Raw genomic sequence first — 23,655 nt, 5'->3', positions numbered from 1 at the left:
TTCTTGCATGCCCCGTCCCGCGCTCGTCCGTGCCGCCGATTCTCCGGCCGCGGAAGGCAACCCGGGGGAAGCAGCATTCTTCGACGTGGACAACACCCTGATGCGAGGGGCCAGCCTGTTCCACGTAGGCCGGAAAATGTACCAGAAGAAAGTCTTCACGCTCCGTGAAGCGGCAGGGTTCGCGGTCAAGCAGATCCGGTTCATGCTTCGGGGCGAGAATATGAAGGACGTCCACAGCGTGCGGGACGCAGCCCTGGCGTTCGCCACCGGGCTGGCCGCGGAGGACGTCCGTATCCTGGGCGAGGAAGTCTATGACGAGATGATCGTCTCCAAGATCTGGCCGGGAACCCGTGCATTGACCGAACAGCACCTGAAGGCCGGACGTCGTGTCTGGCTGGTGACCGGGACTCCGGTGGAAGTCGCTTCGGTTATCGCGAGCAGGCTCTCCCTCACCGGCGCACTGGGAACGGTCAGCGAAGTCACGGACGGCCTGTACACCGGACGCCTGGTCGGTGAGTTCCTGCACGGGCCGGCGAAGGCAGCCGGTGTGAAGGCGCTGGCCGAGCAGGAAGGGCTGGACCTGGACCGCTGCTGGGCCTACAGCGACTCCTACAACGATGTGCCGCTGCTCAGTCTTGTGGGCCACCCTGTGGCGATCAATCCGGATGCCCGGCTGCGCCGCCATGCCCGGGACCGGAACTGGCCGGTCTATGACTTCCGTTCCGGGCGCCGGGCGGCAACACTGGGCCTGAAGACGGCTTCACTCGCGGGTGCCGCCTACGGGCTGTGGCGCGGTTTCTCCTGGGTGCGTTCCCGCTAGGACAGCTGCCGGAGCAGAGCTTAAAAAGCGGAAGCCCGCCAGGTCCTGTGCGGACGGCGGGCTTCGCGGCAGCTAAGACGAATCTACTTCTTATTGCGGCGCTGGTGGCGGGTCTTACGAAGCAGCTTGCGGTGCTTCTTCTTGGCCATACGCTTGCGGCGCTTCTTGATTACTGAACCCACAGAGTCCTCACAAACTTGAATTAGGAGCCATGCCGGTCCCCGCTTCCGCCAGGCCACATGGCCCGCCAGCATCGGTTCCGGCAATTACTAGCCAGAATGAAACGTTCCTTAACAGGGTACCGCCTCCGCGCAGCCTTCATGGACAGCGCCGGGGCAACCCCGAAACAGGTTACGGACTGGGAATGCCTAGGCCGTTCCGGACTGCCGGTCGATGACGGCGTTGCGCAGAACCTGCTGCACCGCAGACTCCGGAACGCGGTAGGACCGTCCGAAACGGACTGCCGGGAGTTCCCCGGAATGCACCAGCCTGTAAACGGTCATCTTGGACACGCGCATGACATCCGCGACCTCTGACACCGTCAGAAACCGCACGTCCGAGAAATTGCTCTCGTCTGCCATTTATCTCTTGTTCCTTCGCTCGGAAGCAACCTGCGCCATACAACTAGAGGCGGCGTGTCGCCTTGATGACCATCTCGTGACCGTCTAGCACTCTACTCTAGTGGCTGGAGTAACCATAGTGGAAGTTTTTCCGCTCATTCTTCGGCTCTTAAGACGCATTCCGGCGGCTTCGTGCTGCCTGCGCCAGCACGGTCAGGACTCCCGCGGAAGTTTCCCAGTCCATGCACTTGTCCGTGATGCTCTGGCCGTAGACCAGCGGGCCCGGATTGGCGGAGTCATGCGCCTGGGCGCCTCCCACCAGGAAGCTCTCCAGCATGATTCCGGCCAGGATGCCGGCACCCTCCGTCCCCGACTCAAGCTGGGCAGCCAGTTCCAGCGCGACCTCCGCCTGGCGGTGGTGGTTCTTGCCGGAGTTCGCGTGGCTGGCATCCACGATCAGCCGCGGATTCAGCTCCCGCTCCGCCAGCGCCTGCGAGGCGACAGCGACGTCGGCCGGTGAGTAGTTGGGACCGGCACTTCCGCCGCGCAGGATCAGGTGGGTGTCCGCGTTGCCGGCGGTTCGAACCATGGAGGCGCGGCCGGCGCCGTCGATTCCCAGGAAGGACTGCGGGGCAGCTGCCGCCGCACACGCGTCCAGGGCGATCTGAAGCGACCCGTCCGTGCCGTTCTTGAAGCCCACCGGCATTGAGAGCCCGGAAGCGAGCTGGCGGTGAATCTGGCTTTCCGTGGTCCGTGCGCCGATGGCACCCCAACTGACCAGGTCCGCGACGTACTGCGGGCTGATGGGCTCAAGGAACTCGGTGGCAACGGGCAGCCCCAGCTCGCCGGCAGCAATCAGGAACCTCCGGGCGGCGTACAGGCCGGCCTCGATGTCATGGCTGCCGTCCAGGTGCGGGTCATTGATCAGGCCCTTCCAGCCCACCGTTGTGCGCGGCTTCTCGAAGTAGGCCCGCAGCACAATGAGCAGGTCCTCACTGTGCTCCTCCGCCACGGCGGCCAGACGCCGGGCGTAGTCCAGGCCGGCGTCCGGATCGTGGATGGAGCAGGGTCCGACGACGACGAGCAGGCGGTCGTCAACGCCGTCGAGCACTGCGCGGACAGCTTCGCGTCCCTGGCGCACGGTAGCCGCCAGCTCCGGCGTAAGGGGCAGTTCAGCCAGCAGCTGCTCCGGCGCCGGCAGCGGACGGAATTCGCGCACCCGCTGATCTGAGGTGGTTGTGGTGTGCTGTGTGGCGGTGAGGTTCATGGTCCCGTATCCGTTTGAGGGTGGACCGGCGGGACTCGTTCTCCAGAACCCGCCGGATATGGCGAAGGACAGGGAATGATCCCTGTCCTGTTGGCTCTGAAGGTTGGCGTCAGCGTATTATCGCGCGGGCTCCTCCAGAGCCAACGAAAAATACGCATACCAACGGTTAGTCATGGGTAAGACCGTAGGCCGGTTCCGGAAGCACCGCAAGTTCCCGTGTTCACAATCTTTATTTGTGACGTGTGTCCCGCCGCTGACGGCGTAGGCTCGGGTGCCAAGAACAGCCAGCAGTGAAAGCGAGTTTTTGGTGACCTCCAAACCCCGGGCCCTGACCCGCCGGATTCCCCGTGTACAGGATCTGGCTCCCCTCATGCAGTTCAAGAAGCCGCAGCTTGGAACCGCTGCCAGGCTGCAGCGCGCCAGCACCATCTGGGATCTGCGGGACATGGCCAAGAGGCGCACCCCCAAGGCTCCCTTCGACTACACGGACGGCGCAGCCGAGGCGGAGATCACCCTGCGGCGGGCACGGGAGGCCTTCGCAGACCTGCAGTTCCGTCCCGGAGTGCTGCGGAACGTCGAGACGGTGGACCTGTCCACCTCAGTGCTTGGCCGGCCGTCTGCCCTGCCCTTCGGCATCGCGCCCACGGGCTTCACCCGCATGATGCAGTCGGAAGGCGAGTACGCCGGTTCACAGGCTGCAGCGGCGGCTGGCATCCCGTACACGCTCTCCACTATGGGAACGGCTTCCATCGAGGACGTTGCCGCCGCGGCGCCCGGCGGCAGGAACTGGTTCCAGCTCTACCTCTGGACGGACCGGGACAGGTCCCTGGAACTCATCACCAGGGCTGCGGCTGCCGGATTCGACACCCTGATGGTGACCGTGGACACTGCGGTGGCCGGTGAACGGCTGCGGGATGTGCGCAACGGCATGACGATTCCTCCGGCGCTGACGCTGAAGACCGTGCTGGATGCCTCCTACCGGCCAGCCTGGTGGTTCAATTTCCTAACCCACGAACCGCTGTCCTTCGCTTCATTGAACCGGTACTCCGGAACCGTGGCGGAGCTCATCAACTCAATGTTCGACCCGACCCTGACCTATGAGGACCTGGACTGGCTCCGCAGCGTCTGGAAAGGGAACCTCGTGGTCAAGGGCGTCCAGACCCTTGAGGATGCACGGCGCGCGGTGGACCACGGAGCGGACGGAATCGTGCTCTCCAACCACGGCGGCCGCCAGCTGGACCGTGCGCCCATTCCGCTGCAGCTGCTTCCGGAGGTCGCCGCCGTGCTGAAGGGGAAGACCAGCATCATCCTGGACACCGGGATCATGAGCGGCGGGGACATTGTTGCCGCGCTGGCACTGGGCGCGGACTTCACCCTCATTGGCCGGGCCTACCTCTACGGGCTGATGGCCGGAGGGTGGGCGGGCGTGGACCGCAGCATCGGCATCCTGGCTTCCCAGGCAGCCCGGACCATGGCACTGATGGGCGTGGCCGGCGTCGGCGAACTGACACCGGACCACGTCCGGCTGGGTACTGCGCGCTAGATGACGCCGAGGGCCAGCATCGCGTCGGCAACCTTGACAAAGCCGCCGATGTTGGCGCCCACCACGTAGTTCCCCGGAGCTCCGTACTCGTCCGCAGTGGCGGCGCAGCGGTCGTGGATATTGACCATGATCTGGCTCAGCCGCTGCTCGGTGTGCTCGAAGGACCAGGAGTCGCGGCTGGCGTTCTGCTGCATTTCCAGGGCTGAGGTAGCAACGCCGCCGGCGTTCGCTGCCTTGCCCGGACCGAAGAGCACGCCGGCTTCCTGGAAGACTTCAATGGCCTTGGGGGTGCAGGGCATGTTTGCGCCCTCTGCCACGGCCACGACGCCGGACTTCAGCAGCGAGGCTGCGTCGTCGTCGTTCAGTTCGTTCTGCGTCGCGCAGGGCAGGGCCACGTTGGCTCCGGCGTCCCACACGGAACCGCCGGCTACGAAGGAGGTGTTGCCGCCGCGGCGCTGGGCATACTCGGAGATGCGTCCGCGCTCGTATTCCTTGATCTGGCGCAGCAGTTCGACGTCGATTCCTGCCTCGTCCACCACATAGCCGGAGGAATCGGAACACGCCACAACCTTGCCGCCCAGGGCCTGGGCCTTGGCGATCGCGTTGATGGCCACGTTTCCGGAGCCGGAGACAATGACGCGCTGCCCGTCCAGGCTCAGTCCGCGGGTCTTGAGCATCTCCTCGACGAACATCACGACGCCGTAGCCGGTCGCCTCGGGGCGCACCAGCGAGCCGCCCCAGCTGACGCCCTTGCCGGTGAGGACACCGGACTCGTAGCGGTTGGTGATCCGCTTGTACTGGCCGAAGAGGTAACCGATTTCCCGGCCGCCCACGCCGATGTCACCGGCGGGCACGTCCGTGTATTCACCGATGTGCCGGTACAGCTCGGTCATGAAGGACTGGCAGAAACGCATGACTTCGGCATCGGACTTTCCGCGCGGGTCGAAGTCGGAGCCACCCTTGCCGCCGCCGATGGGCATGCCGGTCAGGGCATTCTTGAAAATCTGCTCGAAACCGAGGAACTTGACGATGCCCAGATAGACGCTGGGGTGGAAGCGCAGGCCGCCCTTGTACGGGCCGAGTGCGGAGTTGAACTCAACGCGGAAGCCGCGGTTGATGCGAACATGGCCCTGGTCGTCCACCCACGGGACGCGGAAGATGATTTGGCGCTCCGGCTCGCAGATCCGCTGCAGGATGGCGGCTTCACCGAACTCGGGGTGCTTGCGCAGCACCGGCTCCAGGGAATCGAAGACTTCGACGACTGCCTGGTGGAATTCAGTTTCGCCGGGATTGCGGCGGAAAACTTCGTCGCGCACGCGTGTGAGTGTTGCGTCCATGTGTTGCTCCTTATCGATGCCCCCACCCGCTTACTACGCTAGACCGGTCAGCGCCGGGAAGCGATCCAGGACCGGGTTGGGGAGCCGCCTACGGGCGGCGCCGGCGGAACTTGGGCAGAGCTCCCAACAGATCGGCTGCGCGTTCCGCGGCGCGGCCTACAGTTCGGCCCAGCTGCTGCTGGACACTGGCATCGACTGCTGCTGCCGGGGTTTCGGCGGCACCGGAGGGCATCTTGGCCGCGGCTGCTGCAGCAGTGGTTTGCCGTGTTGTGCCGGGAAGCCCGGCAAACAGGGAACGGCCGCGGGCTTCGCTGCTGTGTCCGGCGGCGACGCCTGCCAGACGAGGTGTGGTGGCCTGGGCGGCTGTGAGTGATGGCAGATCAAATGCGCTTAGCCATAGTACTACTTCGTCGAGTGGGCCGGTCTTCAGCGAGTAGTAGCGGCGCTGGCCTTCGGCGCGCATATCCACCAGTCCGGCTTCGCGGAGGACCTTCAGGTGCTTGGATACCGTGGGCTGGCTGACCTCCAGTTCCTGGACCAGTTCCCCTACGGACTTGTCGCCGCAGCGCAGCGCGCCCAGGATCTCCCGCCGGGTTCCCTCTGCTATGACAGCGAAAACATCGTCAATGACCATAGGCATTACCTTAGCGGCATATCTGTGCTGCCCCTGTTTCGGCAGCCGTCGGGCCGGTCAGTCGAACCAGGGATCCAGTCCGTGCAGCGGGAAGACTTCCCGGCGGGTGGCCATGACTGTCCGGTCAATGTCGTCATTCGGGTCATAGCCGACCTCCCAGGAACGCCACCACATATCCACCCCGTCCCCCATCTCGGTAGGGGTGTCGATTCCGTGCCGTTCGCGGACGTATTCGCGCCAGGGCTGGGGCACGGGGGTGGTCAGCGGCATCCGGGTATTCGCGGCCACAGCCAGCAGCAGGGACCAGGACCGAGGCACCACGCTGGCAACGTTGTATCCGCCGCCGCCGGTGGCGATCCAGCGCCCCTCGCAGAACTGGTCCGCCAGTCCGGAAATGCTCAGCGCTGCCTGCCGCTGCGTGTCCACGGATACGCGCAGGTTGGAGAGCGGGTCATCGCGGTGACCGTCGCAGCCGTGCTGGCTGATGATGATTTCCGGCGCAAAGGCGGCTGCCAGCTGGGGTACGACGGCGTGGAAGGCACGCAGCCACCCGGCGTCCCGGGTGCCGGGAGGCAGGGCAACGTTCACGGCGGTGCCCGGCGCGTCCGGCCCGCCGGATTCGTTGGCGAACCCGGTTCCGGGAAAGAGCGAGATTCCGGTTTCGTGGATTGAGATGGTCATGACCCGGGGATCGTTCCAGAAGATGGACTGGGTGCCGTCCCCGTGGTGCGCATCCACGTCGATGTAGAGGACCCGGGTGTAGCCGGCGTCCAGGAAACGCGCGACGGCGGCAGCGGCGTCGTTGTAGATGCAGAAACCGGCAGCCTTTCCGGCAAACGCATGGTGCATTCCCCCGGCGAAGTTCACTGCGTGGCGTGCCCTCCCGGAGAGCACCGCCTCGGCCGCTGCCAGGGAGCCTCCCACGAGCCGGGCACTGGCCTCGTGCATCCCCTCGAACGCCGGATCGTCTTCCGTACCGAGGCCAAGGGGAGCATTGGAGGTCTGGGGATTCCGGCTGATTTCCCGCACCGCTGCGACGTAGGCGGGGTCATGGATCCGCTCCAGCTGACGGTCCTCGGCGACGTACGGGGCTCCCAGCGTCACCTGCGGAAGGTCGAAAATTCCCAGCTCCTTCGCCAGGCGGGCGGTCAGGTCCAGCCGCAGCGGGCTCATGGGATGTGTGGAGCCGAAGTTGTACGCCAGCAGCGATTCGTCCCACACGATGTGCGTCGGCACAGCGGGAAGGCCCAGCCCGGTACTCGTCATGCTCACAGGCTACGCGATCCGCCCCGGGCGGCCTGCACCGCCGGACGCCCGGTTAAGTGGTTTACTACTTGGCAGGACCCCGCGCACAGAACTGGACTTTTCGACCCATGGCATCCCAACCGCAGCCCACGCTGCAGACGCGGCAGCGCCGTCCCCTCGGCTTCATCGTCGCAGGCCGGGACTTCATTGACGCAGTAGCCAGTTCGTCCCCGGCCCGGCTCGCACTGATTGTCTTCTCGCTGGTGATCCTGGTGTTCACCGCCCTGCTGGCGCTGCCCATTGCGTCCTCCTCCGGCGAGGCCACGGCCCTGCACGACGCGCTGTTCACCGCGGTCTCCGCCGTGTGCGTCACCGGGCTGACCGTGGTGTCCACGGCCACGTACTGGTCCGGTTTTGGCCAGGTCCTCATCCTGATTGCCATCCAGGTAGGCGGCCTGGGCATCCTGACCATGGCGTCGCTGCTGGCGCTTGCCGTGAACCGCCGCCTGGGCGTCCGCGGCAAGCTGATCGCGCAGGAAGGAATGAACACCGGCCGCCTGGGCGAGGTAGGCAACCTGCTGCGGATCGTGGTGAGCACCACCGTCCTCATCGAACTCGCTCTGGCTGCCGTGCTCGCGCCACGGTTCATGATCCTGGGCGAGTCTCCGGGCCAGGCCATTTGGCACGCCCTCTTCTACTCCATCTCTTCCTTCAACAATGCCGGGTTTACGCCGCACTCGGACGGCCTGGTGCCGTACGAAAACGATCTGTGGGTGCTGATCCCCATCATGGCCGGCGTCTTCACCGGCAGCCTGGGCTTCCCGGTGATCATGGTGCTGCTGCAAAGCCGGTTGCGGACCCGGAGGTGGAACCTGCACACCAAGCTCACCGTGCTGGTCTCGCTGATCCTGCTGGCTGCCGGTTCAGTGCTGTGGGCCCTGTTTGAGTGGTTCAACGAGCGCACGATCGCCGGCATGGGCGTCGGCGAGAAGATCCTGCATGCCGTGTTCGCTTCCGTGATGATGCGCTCCGGCGGTTTCAACCTCGTCGACATGGCAGACCAGGACGCTTCAACCCTGCTCATCACGGACATGCTGATGTTCGCCGGCGGCGGCTCAGCGTCCACCGCCGGCGGCATCAAGGTCACCACCATCGCCGTGATCTTCCTGGCCATCATCGCGGAGGCGCGCGGCGATACCGATGTACGGGCCTTCGGGCGGAACATTCCAGCCGGAGCGCTGCGGGTAGCTATCTCTGTGGTGATCCTGGGCGCCACCATGGTGGCAGTGGCCACGATCGGACTGCTGGTCGTCACGGAGGAAACCCTCCAGCCGGTACTGTTCGAAGTGATCTCCGCGTTCGCCACCGTGGGCCTGAGCATCGGGCTCAGTCCCGAGCTGCCGCCGTCGGGCAAATACATCCTGGCCGGGCTGATGTTCGCCGGCCGCGTCGGAACCATCACGCTGGCCGCGGCGCTGGCCCTGCGCCAGCGCAAACCGCTGTACCACTACCCCGAAGAAAGGCCCATCATTGGCTGAGAGACCCCCGCATAACGCCCCCGTCCTGGTGATTGGGCTGGGCCGCTTTGGCTCCGCCACCGCCGAACAGCTGGTGAAGCAGGGCCGCGAAGTCCTGGCCATCGAACGGGACCCGGACCTGGTGCAGAAGGCCTCCGGCAAGCTCACGCACGTGGTGCAGGCGGACGCCACCAACATCGACGCCCTCAAGCAGCTTGGCGCGCAGGACTTTTCTGCCGCCGTCGTGGGCGTGGGCACGTCCATCGAGTCCAGCGTGCTCATCACCGTGAACCTGGTGGACCTGGGCATTGAACACCTGTGGGTCAAGGCTATTACTCCGGCGCATGGAAAGATCCTCACCCGGATCGGCGCGAACCACGTGATCTACCCCGAAGCGGACGCCGGGCAGCGCGCCGCCCACCTGGTGGGCGGGCGGATGCTGGACTTCATCGAGTTCGACGACGACTTCGCGATTGTGAAGATGTACCCGCCCAAGGAGACCCAGGGTTTCACCCTGCGGGAATCCAACGTCCGCTCGAAGTACGGGGTCACCGTGGTGGGGGTGAAGTCCCCCGGCGAGGATTTCACGTACGCGCAGGCTGACACCAAGGTCTCCAGCCGGGACGTGCTGATCGTCTCCGGTCACGTAGACCTGCTGGAACGCTTCGCGTCCAGGCCCTAGTGCCGGTTACCGGGAGGCGCTGAGCTCGGCAGTGATCTCTGCCGAGCGGTCCGCCGCGGCCTGCATGCCGGCAGCAATAATCCCCGGCAGTCCTTGGGCGTCGAAGACGCCGATCGCCGCCTGCGTGGTCCCGTTGGGGCTGGTGACGGCCTTCCGCAGGGCTGTGGCGTCCGCTCCCGGTTCGGCCAGCATGGCACCTGCTCCGGCGATGGTTTCGGCGGCCAGCAGGGCGGACAGTTCCGGGTCCAGGCCCAGGTCCGCGCCGGCCCTCGCCATTGCCTCGGCCAGGTAAAAGGCGTACGCCGGGCCGGAACCGCTGACGGAACCGACCGCGTTGATCTGGTCCTCACGGACCTCCACTATCCGCCCGGTGCCTGAGAGCAGGTTCGTCACCAGGTCCACGGATTCAGGTGTGGCAGCCGAACCCGCCGCCAGGGCGGTGACCCCGCGGCCCAGTTTCGCGGGGGTGTTGGGCATGGTGCGGATCACCTGGGCGCCGGCAGGCAGGGCAGCCTCCATCAGCTCCAGCGGGACCGCCGCCGCAACACTGACGACGACGGCTTCCGGACGGAGCACGGCGGCTATCCCCTCGAGCATGGCCCTAACGCCAACGGGCTTCACCCCGACAATGAGGACGTCCGCGGATTCGGCGGCGGTGCGGTTGGCGGCGGTGTCCTCGGACTCGGCAAGCACAGTGATGCCGTGGCGTTCCCGCAGCTCAGCCGCGCGTTCGGCCCGCCGAACGGTGGCGGTAATGAGTTCTGCCGGGAAGCCTCCGGCCAGGATGCCGCCGAGGATTGCCTCGTTCATGGAGCCGCAGCCCAGGAAGGAAAGTCGGGGTAGATTCTGCATGCACCTGATTCTGTCACGGCGCGCTGCAGGGCATCGAATACGGGAATTTAAAGCATAAATTCAGGCTGTTCTGTGCCTGCGCACAACTTCGATGCCTAGCGTAGTAAGTGCCTCTTGGAGGTGCGAGTGATGAAGGGCCGGTTTCCCGGCCCGGTGGTGCCGGCGATCCGCGGACGTTTTCCCCCAACCGTCCGCGTCTGACCGCCGGCACTCACTCGTTTAAGCGGTTATTCGTCCAGCACCTGGTTCAGGTTCACGCGGGCGAACTCAAGGGTCTGCCGGAGCATCTCTTCCCGTTCCCCCGCTTCCTTGGCCTTGCGGGTGCTGACTTCAATCGCCACGGTGCCGGTGTACCCGATTTCGGAGAGGTACTGCAGCGTTTCGGCGCAGCGCTGGGTGCCCTCCCCCGGCAGCAGGTGTTCGTCCTTGCCGTTGGGCGTTCCGTCGGTAAGGTGCACGTGGCTCAGCCGGGTGCCGAGCTTGCGAATCTCCTCATAGGAGTCCATGCCGGCGATGGCGGCGTGGGAGAAGTCCCAGGTCACGTGCTCATAGGGCTCCGGCAGCGGGTTCCAGTGCGGAAGGTAGGCCTTCGCTTCCCGGCCCCGGACCCGCCACGGATACATGTTCTCCACGGCGATGGTCACGCCGTACTCCTCCGAGATGCGCCGGACACCTTCAGCGAAGTTCTCCGCGTAACCGGACTGCCAGCGGAACGGCGGGTGGGCCACCACGGTGGTGGCGCCGACTTCGGCGGCCATAGCGGCGGACAGTTCGATCTTGGTCCAGGCCTTTCCCCAGACCTGCTGCGTCAGCAGCAGGGTTGGCGCGTGGATGGCGAGCACCGGCATCTGGTACCGCTCAATCAGGCTGCGGATGGTCTCCGGGTTGCGGCTGATCTGGCTGCCGGTGACCATCACTTCCACGCCGTCGTAACCCAGGTCATGTGCCACGGCGAACGTGTCATGCACAGACAGCGGGTAGACGGACGAACTGGACAGCGCCACGGGAATCTGCGGCAGGTTGGCCGCGGGCTGCAAGTTCTGGGGGGAGGTCAGAGTCATAGTGGTGCACTTCCGTTCGGTTCGCCGGCCGCAGCCAGGACCAGGGCCCCGGCCGGTTCCGGCGGGAGGATGTGGGAGCCAGCCGGGAGCCGGCCCGCTGTTTCGAAGTGCAGCGTGTCGAAACGCTGCAGGATGAGTCCCTCGCGAAGCGCCCAGGGGCAGATCCGCAGGGACTTGATGCTGAAGGCTTCCATCGCTGCTTCCGCTACCAGTGCGCCCGCGAGGACCTGCGGCGCACGCAGGGCGGAGACGCCGTCGAGTTCCGCGCGCTGGGCGGCGGTCATTCCGGCCAGCCGGGGGATCATGGCGGTGAGGTCCGCTCGGCGGAGCCTGCGCCGAACGTACGGGCCTGCGGCCGACGGCGCAGCACCGGTGAGGCGGGCCAGGGACCGGAACGTCTTGGAGGTACCCGCAGCTACGTGCGGGGCGCCGTACTCCCTGAATTCCTCCGCGGCGTCCTGCACCACGTCCCGAATGTAGCTGCGCAGGGCCTGCACCGCGGCCGGTCCGGGCGGGTCGCCGTGCAGCCAGTCTCGGGTGAGCCGTCCGGCGCCAAGCGGCACTGAGACAGCGACGTCGGGCAGTTCGTCGTGCCCCTGCGCCATTTCAAAGGAACCGCCGCCGATGTCCAGGTCCAGCAGGGTGCCGGCGCCCCAGCCGAACCAGCGGCGGACCGCGAGGTACGTCATGGAAGCTTCCTGCCGGCCGCTGAGCTCCCTGAGCACCACGGCAGTTTCACGTTCCACGAAGTCCAGTACATGCTGGCCGTTTGCGGATTCGCGGATGGCGGAGGTGGTGAAGGCGAGCATGTCCTGCGCGTGGTGGCGGAGGGCGAAGTCGCGGGCCTCGGCCACGAAATCTGCCAGGAGGCGCTGGCCCTCGGCCGTAATTGCCCCTTCGGCATCCAGGTGGGCTACCAGCTGCAGGGGCCGTTTATGGGATGCGAACGGAACCGGGCGCGCGCCCGGGTGTGCATCCACCAGCAGCAGATGCACCGTGTTGGACCCGACGTCCAGGACTCCTAGTCGCATGATCCCATTATGCGGCTGTACCGGCCGCGCACCTTTCCGGCCCCCCGTGCAGGGGTCCGAAGAATGTGCGCGGCGGCCGGCACCGTCTTACTTCTTGGCCGCGGCGCGCTTGCGGACCGGCTTCTTGGCCGGGCCCTTTTCGCGCTTCTCGGCGAGCAGTTCGAGCGCCCGTTCCCGGGTGAGTTCCTCAATGGCCATGGACCGCGGAACGGTGATGTTCGTAATGCCGTCGGTGATGTAGGGACCAAACCGGCCGTCCTTCACCACTACCGGCTTCTCGGAGACGGGATCGGTACCGAACTCGGCCAGCGGAGCCGCAGCCTGCCGGCCGCCGCGCTGCTTGGGCTGGGAGTAGATCTCCAGTGCCTGCTCCAGGGTGATCGTGAAGATCTCCTCTTCGGAGCCGATCGACCGGGAGTCAGTGCCCTTCTTCAGGTACGGGCCGAACCGGCCGTTTTGTACCGTGATTTCGTTCCCCTCGGCGTCGGTACCCAGCACGCGCGGCAGCCGCATCAGCTTCAGGGCCTCTTCCAGGGTGACGGTGTCAACGCTCATGGACTTGAACAGCGAACCCGTGCGCGGCTTGATCTTGGCAGGCTTCTTCGGCGGCTTGGGCTTGCCGTTCTTGTAGTACTCCACCGGCTGGTTCGCCAGTTCCTCTGCCGTGGGCTCCGGGATGATTTCGATGACGTACGGGCCGTAGCGTCCGTTGCGCGCCACGATGGTGCGCCCGGTCTCGGGATCCTCGCCCAGCACCCGCTCCTCGGGGCCGGCGCTGTTCATCAGCTCAACTGCCTTCTCGGCGGTCAGCTCATCCGGGGCAAGGTCTTCGGGTACATTGGCGCGGTCCGGTTCGGTGCCTTCCGGGGCGTCCGCGGGCAGCGGGCGCTCCAGGTACGGGCCGAACTTGCCCACGCGCAGCACGATTCCGTCCGCGATTTCAATGGAGTTCACCGCGCGTGCGTCGATTTCACCGAGGTCGTTGACGATGGTGTGCAGGCCGGTGTCTTTCCGGTCTCCGTAATAGAACTGGTTCAGCCATTCCACCCGGCCGGCTTCGCCGCGGGCAATGCGGTCCAGGTCCTCTTCCATCTCGGCGGTGAAGTCATAGTCCACGTAGTCGGTGAAGTGCTCCTCCAGCAGCCGGACCACGGAGAACGCGATCCAGCTGGGCACCAGGGCCTGGCCGCGCTGCGTGACGTAGCCGCGGTCCATGATCGTGGAGATCGTGGCGGCGTACGTGGACGGGCGTCCAATTCCCAGCTCTTCGAGCGTCTTCACCAGCGAAGCTTCGGTGAAGCGCGGCGGCGGGGAGGTCTCGTGGCCGCTGGCTGCCAGGTCCGCTGCGCTGAGTGGATCGTCCTTCTTCAGGATGGGCAGGCGTCCGCCTTCGGATCCCTCGTCCTCGTCGCGGGTGGCGTCGTGGCCTTCTTCATAGGCGGCCATGAAGCCGCGGAACGTGATGACGGTGCCGGAAGCCGAGAATTCGGCGTCGCGCCCGTCTGCCGACACGGCACCGAGCTTGACTGACGCCGTCGAGCCCTTGGCGTCCGCCATCTGCGAGGCGACTGTGCGCTTCCAGATCAGTTCGTAGAGCTTGAACTCGTCCCCGCGCAGCGAGGAGGCAACCTGCGCCGGAGTGCGGAAGGAGTCGCCGGCGGGGCGGATTGCCTCGTGGGCTTCCTGCGCGTTCTTGGACTTGCCCTTGTAGACGCGGCGCGCTTCGGGCACGTACTCGGGTCCGTACAGTTCCGAGGCCTGGCGGCGGGCCGCGTTGATGGCCTGGTCCGACAGCGCGGAGGAGTCCGTACGCATATAGGTGATGTAGCCGTTTTCATACAGGCGCTGTGCAACCTGCATGGTCACGCGGGAAGAGAAGCGCAGCTTGCGGCTGGCTTCCTGCTGCAGCGTGGAGGTGGTGAACGGGGCTGCCGGGCGGCGGGTGTACGGCTTGGTTTCCAGGGAACGGACAGTGAACGACGCCGACTGCAGGCCTTCGGCGAGGGACAGGGCTGCCGCTTCATCCAGGTGCGTGACGTTCTTGGACTTGAGTTCGCCGCGGTCCGTGAAGTCCTTGCCGGTAGCGATCCGGGCGCCGTCGACCGAGGTCAGGCGGGCCTTGAAGGACTCAGAGGAGGCGGTGGAGAACGTGCCGAGCAGGTCCCAGTAGGACGCGGAACGGAACGCCATGCGCTCGCGTTCGCGCTCGACGACAAGTCGGGTTGCCACGGACTGGACGCGTCCGGCGGAGAGTCCGCGGGCTACCTTGCGCCAGAGCACGGGGGAGATCTCGTAGCCGTAAAGGCGGTCCAGGATGCGGCGGGTTTCCTGTGCATCAACCATGGAGATGTCGATGTCGCGCATTTCCTGCAGCGCGCGCTGGATCGCTTCCTTGGTGATTTCGGGGAAGGTCAGGCGGTGGACGGGAACCTTGGGCTTAAGCACCTGGAGCAGGTGCCACGCGATGGCTTCGCCTTCGCGGTCACCGTCAGTTGCGAGGTAGAGTTCGTCGGCGTCCTTGAGGGCGGCCTTGAGTTCCGCAACCTTCTTTTTCTTGTCCGTGGAGACCACGTAGTAGGGCTCGAAGTCCTTATCCAGGTCAACGGCGAACTTCCCCAGCGAACTCTTCTTGAGCTCGGCGGGAAGGTCCGAGGGCTGCGGGAGGTCACGGATATGACCCATCGACGCCGTGACCTCGAAGCCCTCGCCAAGATACCCGGCGATGGTCTTGCCCTTGGCCGGTGACTCGACAATTACCAGCTTCTTCTTGCCGGTCGACTTGTCCGTTGCCTTAACTGGCACTGTTCTCCTACGTACGGGGGTGGATCAATACGGATGAGGGCGCGTGCTGCACCGCATGCCCGCTCATCCTTAGACAGTATGGGGAAACCCCAAGCACAAGGGTAACCATAACTGCACCTGCGGGCGGACCCGGACCAATTTAGCCGTGCGCTCGGTTACGGTTCAGCCGGAAGGAGGAACCCGTCCAGGACCAGGTTGCGGACCTCATCTTCCAGCCCGGCGGCAAACTCCGGATCATCCCGGCCCAGCAGCGAACCCAGCGCCGCGATGATCGCCCCGGCGGGGAGATCGCCGTCGCACGCTGACACAAAGCCGGTCAGTTCGGTGCTCATCAGGTTGGTCCTCCGCAGGCCGGCGCCCTGGCGCAGCAGGATCACGCCGGGGTGCTCGGCTCCGGGGCGCGCATGGCGCTCCTCGGTGACGTCGTCGGCCACTACCAGGTGTTCGGCGCCCAGGTCCGGGTGCGCCTGGACCCAGTCAAAACGCCCGACGGCGGCGGCCAGGTGCGGGGCGAGCGGGGACTCGAGCGGGTGGGTAATTTCCTCGAACCGGCGCAGCGGCGCGGCCTGCGGATTTTTCCGCCGGCGCATCCACACCGAGCCGAAGCCGATTCCGGTGGTTCCGCGGGAGGCGAAATCGGCCAGGTACGCGGCATAGGAGGCCGCGTACTCGTTCCGGTCCCGGTTCTCCGCCGCGTCCCGGAGCCACATTTCCGCGTACTCGGCCGGGCTGAGCACTTCCCGCTGGATAACCCAGGCGTCCATCCCCTCCGGCAGCCAGGAGCGAAGCCTTTCGCTCCAGGCATCCTTCTCGTCCGCGTCGCCCTGGATCTCCCAATTCCCCAGCATCTGTGCGATGCCGCCGGGAGCCAGCACGGATTCGAGGTTCCGGAAGAGCCCGGAAACAATCTGGTCTCCGGGAAGTCCGCCGTCCCGGTAGGTAAAGCGGCCCTCCTCGTCCTCGCCGGACACGCGGGGGGTGATCACGAACGGCGGATTTGAAACCACCTGGTCGAAGCGCTCCCCTGCCACCGGTTCAAGCATGCTGCCGAGCCGCAGGTCCACGCGCTGCTCCGGGTGTTCCGGGTCCAGTCCAAGCGCGGGCGCGTTCAGCACGAGGTTGAACCGGGTGAAGCCCAGGGCACGCTCGGAAATGTCCGTGGCGGTGACGTGCCGGGCGTGGCCCAGCAGGTGGAAAACCTGGATTCCGCAGCCGGTCCCCAGGTCCAGCGCACGGTCCACCGGAGTAGTGATGCTCAGCTGGGCCAGGGACAGGGAGGCCTGCCCGATGCCCAGCACGTGGCCGTGCGGCAGGACGCCGGGGCGCTGATGGGCGCCGAGGTCGCTGGCCACCCAGAGGTGGGTGCCGCCGGCCTGTTCCGGGGCTTCCCCGGTGTCTTCGGGGCCGCTTTCGCTGGTCGCGGCGTCGAACTCGTAGGGCCGCAGATCCACCCTGGCGCGGAGCATGTCCGGGGCGTCCTTCTCGGCGAGCCCGAGCTCCAGCAGTCCCTCGGCACCGGTCCGGGGGAAGGCGTCCCGGACCTGCTGTGCCGGAACGGAGGAGCCCACCAGCCACAGCGCTACCGCAGCTGCCACCGGTTCCGGAGTGCCGCCGTCGGCCGCTGCCCGGCAGGCGAGCATGGCAGGAACCAGCTGGTCCCGGGACAGCGCAGCACTGGCTTCCTTCCCCAGGAAGGCTGCGACACCGTCCACCGTGTAGCCCGCGTCCGTGAGGTCGGCGGCGAGGTCGGCCAGCAGCGCGAGGTTTGAACTCTGGGGTGTGCCCGGAACGCGGGAGAAATTCGTCACCAGTCCAGTCTAGGTTCCGGCTTCCTGCCACCTCACCACGTCCTCTCCCCCATCGAGATGGCAGAAACTGCCCGTATGAGCGCTCATACGGGCAGTTTCTGCCATCTCGATTTGTGGGGCAGGTGTGTCTAGGCGCGGCGGGGGATGCGAATGAAGGGCGCCAGGACGAGGCTGGCCGTGGCCAGCAGCGCTCCGATGATGAACGCTGTGTGCGCACCGGCGAACAGAGAATCCGCCAGCGCGGTCCCCTCCTCGAGTCGGCTTGCCGAGAGCATGGACAGCACGGTCACAAAGATGGTGGTGCCAATTGCACCACCCAGCTGCTGGCCGGTGTTGAAGATGGCCGAGCCGTGGCCGTAGAGCCGGGGTTCCACTGTGGCCAGGGCCGAGGACAGCAGCCCGGTCATCAGCATCGCCAGCCCAATGCTGAATACAACATGGGAAACGGTGAACATCCAGAGCGGGGACTCCGGGGTGACGCTGACGTACAGCCACTGTCCCAGCGCCAGCATGGCCGCACCGGGGATGAGGACGGGACGCGGACCAAAGCGGTCGAAGACCCGGCCAAAGACGGGACCGACGGCGGCCTGCACCAGGCCGCCGGGCAGGAGCATCATGCCAATGGTCAGGGTGTCCAGGCCGCGGCCGGTCTGGAGCAGGATCGGCACAATCATGACGGTGCCCAGCAGCGTGCCCATGGCGATCATGATCATGACCACGCTGAGGCGGAAGTTCCGGTTCCGGAACGGTGCCAGGTTCAGCAGTTCCCGTCCGGTCCGGGCCAGGCGGACCTGGCGCCGGATGAACAGCACCAGGGCCCCGGCCCCGACGACGACGCTGGCGGAGACCAGGAGGAGGTTGTCGGAGGCATGTTCAAGGCTTGAGATGGCATAAACCAGGAAGCCGAACGCCAGGGCGGAAAGAATGACGGAGGGAACGTCGACAGGCAGGCGGCGGGTCTGGGAGGGCAGCTTAATGAAGATGATTCCCAGCAGCAGGATTGCCACGGCAAGGGGAATCATCAGCACGAAGATCCAGTGCCAGCTCAGTGCATTCACGATTGCTCCGGAGACAGTGGGGCCGACAGCCGGCCCTACCGAGATGACAATAGAATTCAGGCCCATGATGGTGCCGCGCTTGTGCAGCGGAACCAGGGTCAGCGTGGTAGTCATCAGCAGCGGAAGCACAATGGCGGTGCCGACGGCCTGGATGATCCGGGCGATGAGCAGCACGGCGAAGGTGGGGGCGAAGACGGCCAGGGCGGTTCCGGTCAGGAAGCTGGCCAGCGCAAAGATGAACAGGCTCCGGGTGGTGAACCGCTGGAGCAGGAATCCCGTGGTGGGGATGACTACCGAAACAGTGAGCAGGAAGCCGGTGGTCAGCCACTGGCCTGCGGACGCCGTGACGTCCAGGTCCGCCATGATCGAGGGAAGGGCCACCGAGAGGACGGTCTCATTCAGGATCATCAGGAACGCGGCCAGGGCCAGTGCGCCGATGATGCCGGTCAGCTGACGGGTAGGCAGGTCCGGACGCGGAGGTGCTGCGGGTGCCGCTTTGTGCTCGGCGGCAGGGCTTTCGGAAGTCAAGGATTCCTCGGTTTCTGTGGGACGTGAACCGGAAAATACTGTCACAGACTGACAGATTATTCTAAACAAACTGGCATACTGTGACAGAAGATATTTCAGTGGCGGCCCTCCGACGAAAGCTGGAACACGTGGGAAAACGAGACGACCACAAGGCCGCAACGAGGCGGCAGATCCAGCAGGCCACGCTGGACCTGTTGGAAACGGCGGGCGTGGAGTCCACCACGGTAGCCAGCATCGCAGAGCGCGCCGGGGTTTCGGAGCGGACGTTCTTCCGCTACTACGACTCGAAGGAATCCGCCGCCGTTCCGGGTCAGGGCGAGCTCCTGGACGCGCTGCTCTCCCGGGAGCTCGTCCCGGGAGCGTCCCCGGCGGAGATCCTGTGCGAGCTGATCGACGCCTGCCGGCAGCAGTTCGCCTACGAGGTGGAACAGGTTCAGTTCAAGCGGATCTCACGTCTCCTGCTGCGTGAGCCCCGGTTGCTCCAGGCCGTCTCCCGCCAGGAGATGCATCTGGTGGACGCAGTGAGCAGCGCACTGACGGAACGCGCGGCGCTGACCCGGATGCAGGCACAGCTCGCAGCGGAGCTGATTGCCTGCACCTGGCGGGTGGCGTGGCAGTGCTTTGCGCGGGAGGAGAGCGCAGGCCGCACCTCGAATCCGGCCAACCTGTTCGAGCAGGCGGTACAGGGCTTGTCCGTCATCACCGCACCGGAGGCATTCGGCCGGTAGCCCCGCCGGGAGGCAGCGCCCCGTGTGCTGCTGGAAAGCGGATGCCGCTTCCCGGGGGCTGTACTAGTCTTCGCAGCCGTCCGGGCAGCGCAGCGTCGCCGGATCCGCAGCGCATTCGGCACAGTACAGCGTCAGCTTCCGGCAGGACGGGTTGGAGCAGTTCTCGAACTTGCTGGTGGGCGCATGGCACCGGGCACACTCACCGATGGTGGCGGCGTCGTCAGTGAATTCCATGTGCATCCGCTTGTCGAAGACGTAGAGCGAGCCTTCCCAGAGACCCTTGTCCCCGAACGTCTCGCCATAGCGGACGATTCCGCCCTTCATCTGGTACACCTCGGAGAAGCCGCGGTTCACCATCAGTGCGGACAGCACTTCACAGCGCACACCGCCGGTGCAGTAAGTGACCACCGGCTTGTCCTTCAGGTCGTCATACTTGCCTGATTCAAGTTCTTTGATGAAGTCGTGAGTGGTGGATACGTCCGGAACCACAGCGCCCTTGAACTTGCCGATCTGGGCTTCGAAGGCGTTGCGTCCGTCGAAGAACACCACGTCCTCCCCTGCCGCCTTCTTTGCTTCCACCAGCTCATGCACTTCCTCGGGCCGCAGATGGGTGCCGCCGCCCAACACGCCGTTCTCATCCACCTTCAGCTCCCCGGGCGCACCGAAACTCACGATTTCGGGGCGGACCTTCACGCTGAGCCGGGGGAAGTCCTCGGCAGAGCCTTCGGAGTACTTGATGTCCATCTTCTTAAAGGCGGGGTACTCGCGAGTGGCCTTTACGTAGGCCTTGACCGCGCCGAGTTCACCGCCGACGGTCCCGTTGATGCCGTCCTTGGAAATCAGGATGCGGCCGCGCAGTCCGAGCTTTTCGCACAGGGCGCGCTGCCAGAGCCGGACCGCTTCGGGATCCGGGAGGGGGGTGAAAGCGTAGTAGAGAGCAATTCGATTCATGGCCACGTATTAAGGGTAGACCGGGAGGCGAAATCCTGATTTGCGCAGCGGCCCTCCCGCGGGCAGGGGCAGCAGGCTAGTGTTTCCGCATGAACGGACTAACCGACGAACTCCTTGAGACCTGGGTGAGCGGGTGGGCCAGCGCCAGGGGGTATCAGACGCGCCACGAGGGCCGTTTCCCGGCCGCGTTCCTGCATGACAAGACCAATGACTGGGAGTACTTCGCGCTGGAGCCCTCTCATGACGAGTTCGCCGCCCTGGCGAATTCGGCGCGGCAGGGTGCGGGGCGGCTGTTCACGATCGTGACGTCGAGGGTGTCCGAACTCTACGGTGCGGCCAACGTCTACGGGCTGACCGTCCGGTCCACGGATGAGGTCTTCATGATGCTGCCGATGGAGGGCCAGGACGTTGAAGACCCGCTGCCTCCGGACGGGTTCAGTGTCAGGACTCTCCGCGGTTCCTCCGGCGGACGGGTGGAAGTGGATTCCGGCGAGACACCGGCTGCGCGGGGGCATGTGGCGGTGGTGGACGGGTTCGCGGTTTATGACCAGATCTACACGGACCGGCATTTCCGCCGGCAGGGGCTGGGCAGTTACGTGATGCGGGCACTGACGGCGCTCGCCCTGGAGCACGACGCAGACACGGGGCTGCTGATTTCTCCCGAAACCGGCCTTGGGCTGTACCGGTACCTGGGCTGGGAGTCCCTGGCCAGCGTCATGATGTTCGAGCCGCGGCTGTAGATTTCGCCCGCCGCGGACCCCGCGGTGCCCGTGTGCCGAACGTGCACGTACCGGTGGGACAATGGCGGCGTGGCCATTTCCGATTCCCTGATCCCGCTGCTCGGCGGCGGAGCCGACCCGGAGCAGCTGGTCCACACCCACCGGATTCCGGCGCGGGAGGCCAAGACCTCCCCCTGGCCGGACTGGGTTCACCCGGACCTGGTTGAGGCCTACGCGAGGCTGGGTGTGCATTCGCCCTGGCAGCACCAGGCCGAGGTCGCAGACTGCGCCCATTCCGGACGGCACACCATCATTTCCACCGGCACCGCGTCCGGCAAGTCGCTGGCCTACCAGCTGCCGGTCCTGGATGAGATCCACCGGACCGCTCTCGATGACCGGATTTCGCTGGAGCCCACCGGGTCCGTGGCCTTGTATCTCTCCCCCACCAAGGCGCTGGCTGCTGACCAGCTGGCCGCCCTCAATGCCCTGCACCTGCCGACGCTGCGTGCCGAAACGTACGACGGCGATACGGACCCGGGTGCCCGCCGCTGGATCCGGGACCACGCCAATATGGTGCTGGCGAACCCTGACATGCTTCATTTCGGGGTGCTTCCGAACCATGCCTGGTGGGCACGGTTCTTCCGCCGCCTGAAGTACGTGATCATCGACGAAGCGCACAGCTACCGCGGCGTCTTCGGGTCCAACGTTGCCAACCTGATGCGCCGGCTGCGCCGGATCTGTGCCTATTACGGCGCCGACCCGGTGTTCATTGGTGCCTCCGCCACCTCCGCTGATCCAGCCCAGTCCTTCGGCCGCCTGATTGGCAGTGCGGTGCAGGCGTTCACCCGTGACTATTCGCCGCACGGCGCCACGACGGTTGCGCTGTGGGAGCCGCAGCTCACGGACGGCAAGGGTGAGAACGGTGCCCGCGAGCGCCGGACGGTGATCGCCGAAACCTCGGACCTGCTGGCCAACCTGGTCTCCGCGCAAGTACGGACAATTGCGTTCATCAAGTCCCGCCGGGGAGCTGAGACCATTGCCACCATCACACGGCGGCTGCTCGACGAGGTGCATCCTTCCCTTCCTGACCGGGTGGCCGCGTACCGCTCCGGGTACCTGCCGGAGGAGCGGCGGGCGCTGGAGAACCAGCTGCGCAGCGGGCAGCTTTTGGGTATTGCCAGCACGTCGGCGCTGGAACTGGGCATCGACATTTCCGGGCTGGACGCCGTGCTGGTGGCCGGTTGGCCCGGGACCCGCGCGTCCCTGTTCCAGCAGATCGGCCGGGCCGGCCGGTCCGGGCAGGATGCCCTGGCCGCCTTTGTGGCCAGCGACGATCCGCTGGACACCTACCTGGTACATCACCCGGAAGCGATCTTTGACATTTCCGTGGAGGCGACGGTCTTCGACCCTTCCAACCCGTACGTCCTGGGTCCGCACCTGTGTGCGGCGGCGGCTGAACTGCCGCTGAAGCCGGAGGAGCGGGACATGTTCGGTCCGACGGCCTCCGGCCTGCTGGATTCGCTGGTGGTGCAGGGGTACCTGCGCCGCCGTCCGGCCGGGTGGTTCTGGACGCATGCCGAAAGTGCCGCCTCGATGGTGAACCTGCGGGCCGCCGGCGGCGGGCCGATCAACATCGTGGAGGCCGAGACCGGCACGCTGCTGGGAACCATGGACGGAGCCCAGAGCCAGTACCAGGCCCATACCGGTGCGGTGTACGTGCATCAGGGGCAGACCTTCCTGGTGGAGGAATTAAACGAAGCAGACCACTGCGCCGTGGTCACCCGGGCCAACCCTGAGTTCTATACGCAGGCCCGGGATGTCACCCAGATCGAGGTCATGGAAACCGAACGTTCCGAGCAGTGGGGCGACGTCCAGATGTGCTTCGGAACGGTGAAGGTGACTACGCAGGTGGTTTCCTTCCAGCGCAAGGCCCTCGTTTCCAACGAGATCCTGGGCGAGGAGCCGCTGGAGCTCGAGGCCAAGGAACTCTTTACGAAGGCCGTATGGTTCATCGTTGACGAGAAGCTGCTGCTGGGCGCCGGCCTGGCCGCAGCTGACTTCCCCGGTTCGCTGCACGCTGCGGAACATGCCTCGATCGGGATGCTGCCGCTTGTGGCGACCTCAGACCGCTGGGACATCGGCGGGGTTTCCACCGCCCTGCACGCTGACACCGGCAAGCCGACCATTTTCGTGTACGACGGGCATCCCGGCGGTGCCGGATTCGCGGAGCGCGCCTACGAGGCCGCCGCGATCTGGTTGACCGCGACGCGGGATGCGATCCGTGCCTGCGAGTGCGACGGCGGTTGCCCCTCCTGTGTTCAGTCCCCCAAATGCGGGAACAAGAACAACCCGCTGGACAAAAAGGGGGCCGTCACGCTGATCGAAGTGCTGCTGGCGAATGCTCCGGCGAGCGGCGTTTCCCCGGACCGGTCCGGAGCCTCGTCCGGCAACCGGCCCGGGGAAGACCGTGTTCCGGGCCGGGTCGGGACCCGTTCGTAGACCGACCGGCACC

General features: G+C 65.9%; 20 protein-coding genes. 7 read left to right on the top strand and 13 right to left on the bottom strand.

What is annotated here, in order from left to right; genetic code table 11:
• Positions 1 to 7 precede the first annotated feature (7 nt).
• On the top strand, positions 8 to 820 hold the full coding sequence (locus tag ACSLGO_RS00995; protein ID WP_436399730.1) for an HAD family hydrolase: 813 nt from the start codon (positions 8 to 10) through the stop codon (positions 818 to 820).
• Positions 821 to 903: 83 nt separating this feature from the next.
• Here the strand turns inward: ACSLGO_RS00995 and ACSLGO_RS00990 are convergent, their stop codons facing one another.
• The 3 genes from ACSLGO_RS00990 to ACSLGO_RS00980 form a co-directional block, all read right to left on the bottom strand.
• On the bottom strand, positions 904 to 1,002 hold the full coding sequence (locus ACSLGO_RS00990; protein ID WP_003792170.1) for a 30S ribosomal protein bS22: 99 nt from the start codon (positions 1,000 to 1,002) through the stop codon (positions 904 to 906).
• A gap of 186 nt (positions 1,003 to 1,188) precedes the next feature.
• Complete coding sequence (locus ACSLGO_RS00985) at positions 1,189 to 1,401, bottom strand: helix-turn-helix domain-containing protein (protein ID WP_055239164.1); 213 nt, start codon at positions 1,399 to 1,401, stop codon at positions 1,189 to 1,191.
• 148 nt (positions 1,402 to 1,549) lie between these two features.
• Positions 1,550 to 2,647 carry a 3-deoxy-7-phosphoheptulonate synthase gene (locus tag ACSLGO_RS00980; protein ID WP_325785903.1) on the bottom strand — a complete coding sequence of 366 codons (1,098 nt, stop codon included), beginning with the start codon at positions 2,645 to 2,647 and terminating at the stop codon, positions 1,550 to 1,552.
• Positions 2,648 to 2,954: 307 nt separating this feature from the next.
• On the opposite strand from ACSLGO_RS00980, the gene ACSLGO_RS00975 reads away from it, so the two are divergent.
• Complete coding sequence (locus tag ACSLGO_RS00975) at positions 2,955 to 4,190, top strand: alpha-hydroxy acid oxidase (protein ID WP_436399729.1); 1,236 nt, start codon at positions 2,955 to 2,957, stop codon at positions 4,188 to 4,190.
• Here the strand turns inward: ACSLGO_RS00975 and gdhA are convergent.
• The 3 genes from gdhA to ACSLGO_RS00960 all read right to left on the bottom strand — a co-directional run bounded on the left by gdhA (position 4,187) and on the right by ACSLGO_RS00960 (position 7,427).
• A complete protein-coding gene (gene gdhA / locus ACSLGO_RS00970; RefSeq protein ID WP_091602019.1) occupies positions 4,187 to 5,527 on the bottom strand; it encodes an NADP-specific glutamate dehydrogenase in 1,341 nt (446 codons plus the stop codon). The two genes, ACSLGO_RS00975 and gdhA, sit on opposite strands and share 4 nt — an antisense overlap.
• Positions 5,528 to 5,615: 88 nt before the next feature.
• Positions 5,616 to 6,161 (bottom strand): ArsR/SmtB family transcription factor, encoded by a 546-nt coding sequence (locus tag ACSLGO_RS00965; RefSeq protein ID WP_091602016.1) that lies wholly within the window; start codon positions 6,159 to 6,161, stop codon positions 5,616 to 5,618.
• Positions 6,162 to 6,218: 57 nt separating this feature from the next.
• Positions 6,219 to 7,427 carry an acetoin utilization protein AcuC gene (locus ACSLGO_RS00960; protein ID WP_091602261.1) on the bottom strand — a complete coding sequence of 403 codons (1,209 nt, stop codon included), beginning with the start codon at positions 7,425 to 7,427 and terminating at the stop codon, positions 6,219 to 6,221.
• 107 nt (positions 7,428 to 7,534) lie between these two features.
• Here ACSLGO_RS00960 and ACSLGO_RS00955 point away from each other — a divergent pair, with 107 nt between their 5' ends.
• Together ACSLGO_RS00955 and ACSLGO_RS00950 are read left to right on the top strand one after the other, a co-directional pair.
• Entirely contained in the window at positions 7,535 to 8,944 is a 1,410-nt protein-coding gene (locus ACSLGO_RS00955; protein ID WP_152273812.1) for a TrkH family potassium uptake protein, read from the top strand.
• Entirely contained in the window at positions 8,937 to 9,605 is a 669-nt protein-coding gene (locus ACSLGO_RS00950) for a potassium channel family protein (RefSeq protein WP_091602010.1), read from the top strand. Before ACSLGO_RS00955 ends, ACSLGO_RS00950 begins: the two co-directional genes overlap by 8 nt.
• A gap of 6 nt (positions 9,606 to 9,611) precedes the next feature.
• On the opposite strand, the gene proC is transcribed toward ACSLGO_RS00950, so the two are convergent.
• The 6 genes from proC to ACSLGO_RS00920 form a co-directional block, all read right to left on the bottom strand.
• Positions 9,612 to 10,457: a pyrroline-5-carboxylate reductase gene (gene proC, locus ACSLGO_RS00945; protein WP_263127630.1), complete on the bottom strand. Its 846-nt coding sequence runs from the start codon at positions 10,455 to 10,457 to the stop codon at positions 9,612 to 9,614.
• 227 nt (positions 10,458 to 10,684) lie between these two features.
• Entirely contained in the window at positions 10,685 to 11,518 is an 834-nt protein-coding gene (locus tag ACSLGO_RS00940) for a sugar phosphate isomerase/epimerase family protein (RefSeq protein ID WP_436399728.1), read from the bottom strand.
• Positions 11,515 to 12,549, bottom strand: a complete 1,035-nt coding sequence (locus tag ACSLGO_RS00935) for a Ppx/GppA phosphatase family protein (protein ID WP_436399727.1) — start codon at positions 12,547 to 12,549, stop codon at positions 11,515 to 11,517. The genes ACSLGO_RS00940 and ACSLGO_RS00935 overlap by 4 nt, the downstream gene beginning before the upstream one ends.
• Positions 12,550 to 12,636: 87 nt before the next feature.
• Positions 12,637 to 15,351, bottom strand: coding sequence for a type I DNA topoisomerase (gene topA, locus ACSLGO_RS00930; RefSeq protein ID WP_263127631.1), 2,715 nt, complete (start codon positions 15,349 to 15,351; stop codon positions 12,637 to 12,639).
• Positions 15,352 to 15,506: 155 nt separating this feature from the next.
• Positions 15,507 to 17,159, bottom strand: a complete 1,653-nt coding sequence (locus ACSLGO_RS00925) for a DUF7059 domain-containing protein (protein ID WP_436399726.1) — start codon at positions 17,157 to 17,159, stop codon at positions 15,507 to 15,509.
• A gap of 128 nt (positions 17,160 to 17,287) precedes the next feature.
• Entirely contained in the window at positions 17,288 to 18,745 is a 1,458-nt protein-coding gene (locus ACSLGO_RS00920) for an MDR family MFS transporter (RefSeq protein WP_325785908.1), read from the bottom strand.
• A gap of 128 nt (positions 18,746 to 18,873) precedes the next feature.
• Here ACSLGO_RS00920 and ACSLGO_RS00915 point away from each other — a divergent pair, with 128 nt between their 5' ends.
• Positions 18,874 to 19,473, top strand: coding sequence for a TetR/AcrR family transcriptional regulator (locus ACSLGO_RS00915; RefSeq protein WP_436399725.1), 600 nt, complete (start codon positions 18,874 to 18,876; stop codon positions 19,471 to 19,473).
• Between the two features lie 63 nt (positions 19,474 to 19,536).
• Here ACSLGO_RS00915 and trhO read toward each other — a convergent pair whose 3' ends face one another.
• Positions 19,537 to 20,430 carry an oxygen-dependent tRNA uridine(34) hydroxylase TrhO gene (trhO, locus tag ACSLGO_RS00910; RefSeq protein ID WP_263127635.1) on the bottom strand — a complete coding sequence of 298 codons (894 nt, stop codon included), beginning with the start codon at positions 20,428 to 20,430 and terminating at the stop codon, positions 19,537 to 19,539.
• An 83-nt stretch (positions 20,431 to 20,513) separates the two neighbouring features.
• On the opposite strand from trhO, the gene ACSLGO_RS00905 reads away from it, so the two are divergent.
• Both ACSLGO_RS00905 and ACSLGO_RS00900 read left to right on the top strand, forming a co-directional pair.
• A complete protein-coding gene (locus ACSLGO_RS00905) occupies positions 20,514 to 21,164 on the top strand; it encodes a GNAT family N-acetyltransferase (RefSeq protein WP_091601986.1) in 651 nt (216 codons plus the stop codon).
• Positions 21,165 to 21,233: 69 nt separating this feature from the next.
• A complete protein-coding gene (locus ACSLGO_RS00900; protein ID WP_436399724.1) occupies positions 21,234 to 23,642 on the top strand; it encodes a DEAD/DEAH box helicase in 2,409 nt (802 codons plus the stop codon).
• Positions 23,643 to 23,655 lie beyond the last annotated feature (13 nt).

The sequence above is a fragment of the Arthrobacter sp. IK3 genome (genome assembly GCF_051337705.1).
Lineage (GTDB): Bacteria > Actinomycetota > Actinomycetes > Actinomycetales > Micrococcaceae > Arthrobacter_B > Arthrobacter_B koreensis.
The sequence above is the reverse complement of the archived record's forward strand: the minus strand, read 5'-3'. Positions and strand labels throughout refer to the sequence as shown.

Excerpts from the sequence above, each read along its gene's own strand:
- ACSLGO_RS00995 (WP_436399730.1), top strand. The coding sequence starts at position 8 with ATGCCCCGTCCCGCGCTCGTCCGTGCCGCCGATTCTCCGGCCGCGGAA.
- ACSLGO_RS00985 (WP_055239164.1), bottom strand. The coding sequence starts at position 1,401 with ATGGCAGACGAGAGCAATTTCTCGGACGTGCGGTTTCTGACGGTGTCA.
- ACSLGO_RS00980 (WP_325785903.1), bottom strand. The coding sequence starts at position 2,647 with ATGAACCTCACCGCCACACAGCACACCACAACCACCTCAGATCAGCGG.
- gdhA (WP_091602019.1), bottom strand. The coding sequence starts at position 5,527 with ATGGACGCAACACTCACACGCGTGCGCGACGAAGTTTTCCGCCGCAAT.
- ACSLGO_RS00965 (WP_091602016.1), bottom strand. The coding sequence starts at position 6,161 with ATGGTCATTGACGATGTTTTCGCTGTCATAGCAGAGGGAACCCGGCGG.
- ACSLGO_RS00960 (WP_091602261.1), bottom strand. The coding sequence starts at position 7,427 with ATGACGAGTACCGGGCTGGGCCTTCCCGCTGTGCCGACGCACATCGTG.
- ACSLGO_RS00955 (WP_152273812.1), top strand. The coding sequence starts at position 7,535 with ATGGCATCCCAACCGCAGCCCACGCTGCAGACGCGGCAGCGCCGTCCC.
- proC (WP_263127630.1), bottom strand. The coding sequence starts at position 10,457 with ATGCAGAATCTACCCCGACTTTCCTTCCTGGGCTGCGGCTCCATGAAC.
- ACSLGO_RS00940 (WP_436399728.1), bottom strand. The coding sequence starts at position 11,518 with ATGACTCTGACCTCCCCCCAGAACTTGCAGCCCGCGGCCAACCTGCCG.
- ACSLGO_RS00935 (WP_436399727.1), bottom strand. The coding sequence starts at position 12,549 with ATGCGACTAGGAGTCCTGGACGTCGGGTCCAACACGGTGCATCTGCTG.
- ACSLGO_RS00905 (WP_091601986.1), top strand. The coding sequence starts at position 20,514 with ATGAACGGACTAACCGACGAACTCCTTGAGACCTGGGTGAGCGGGTGG.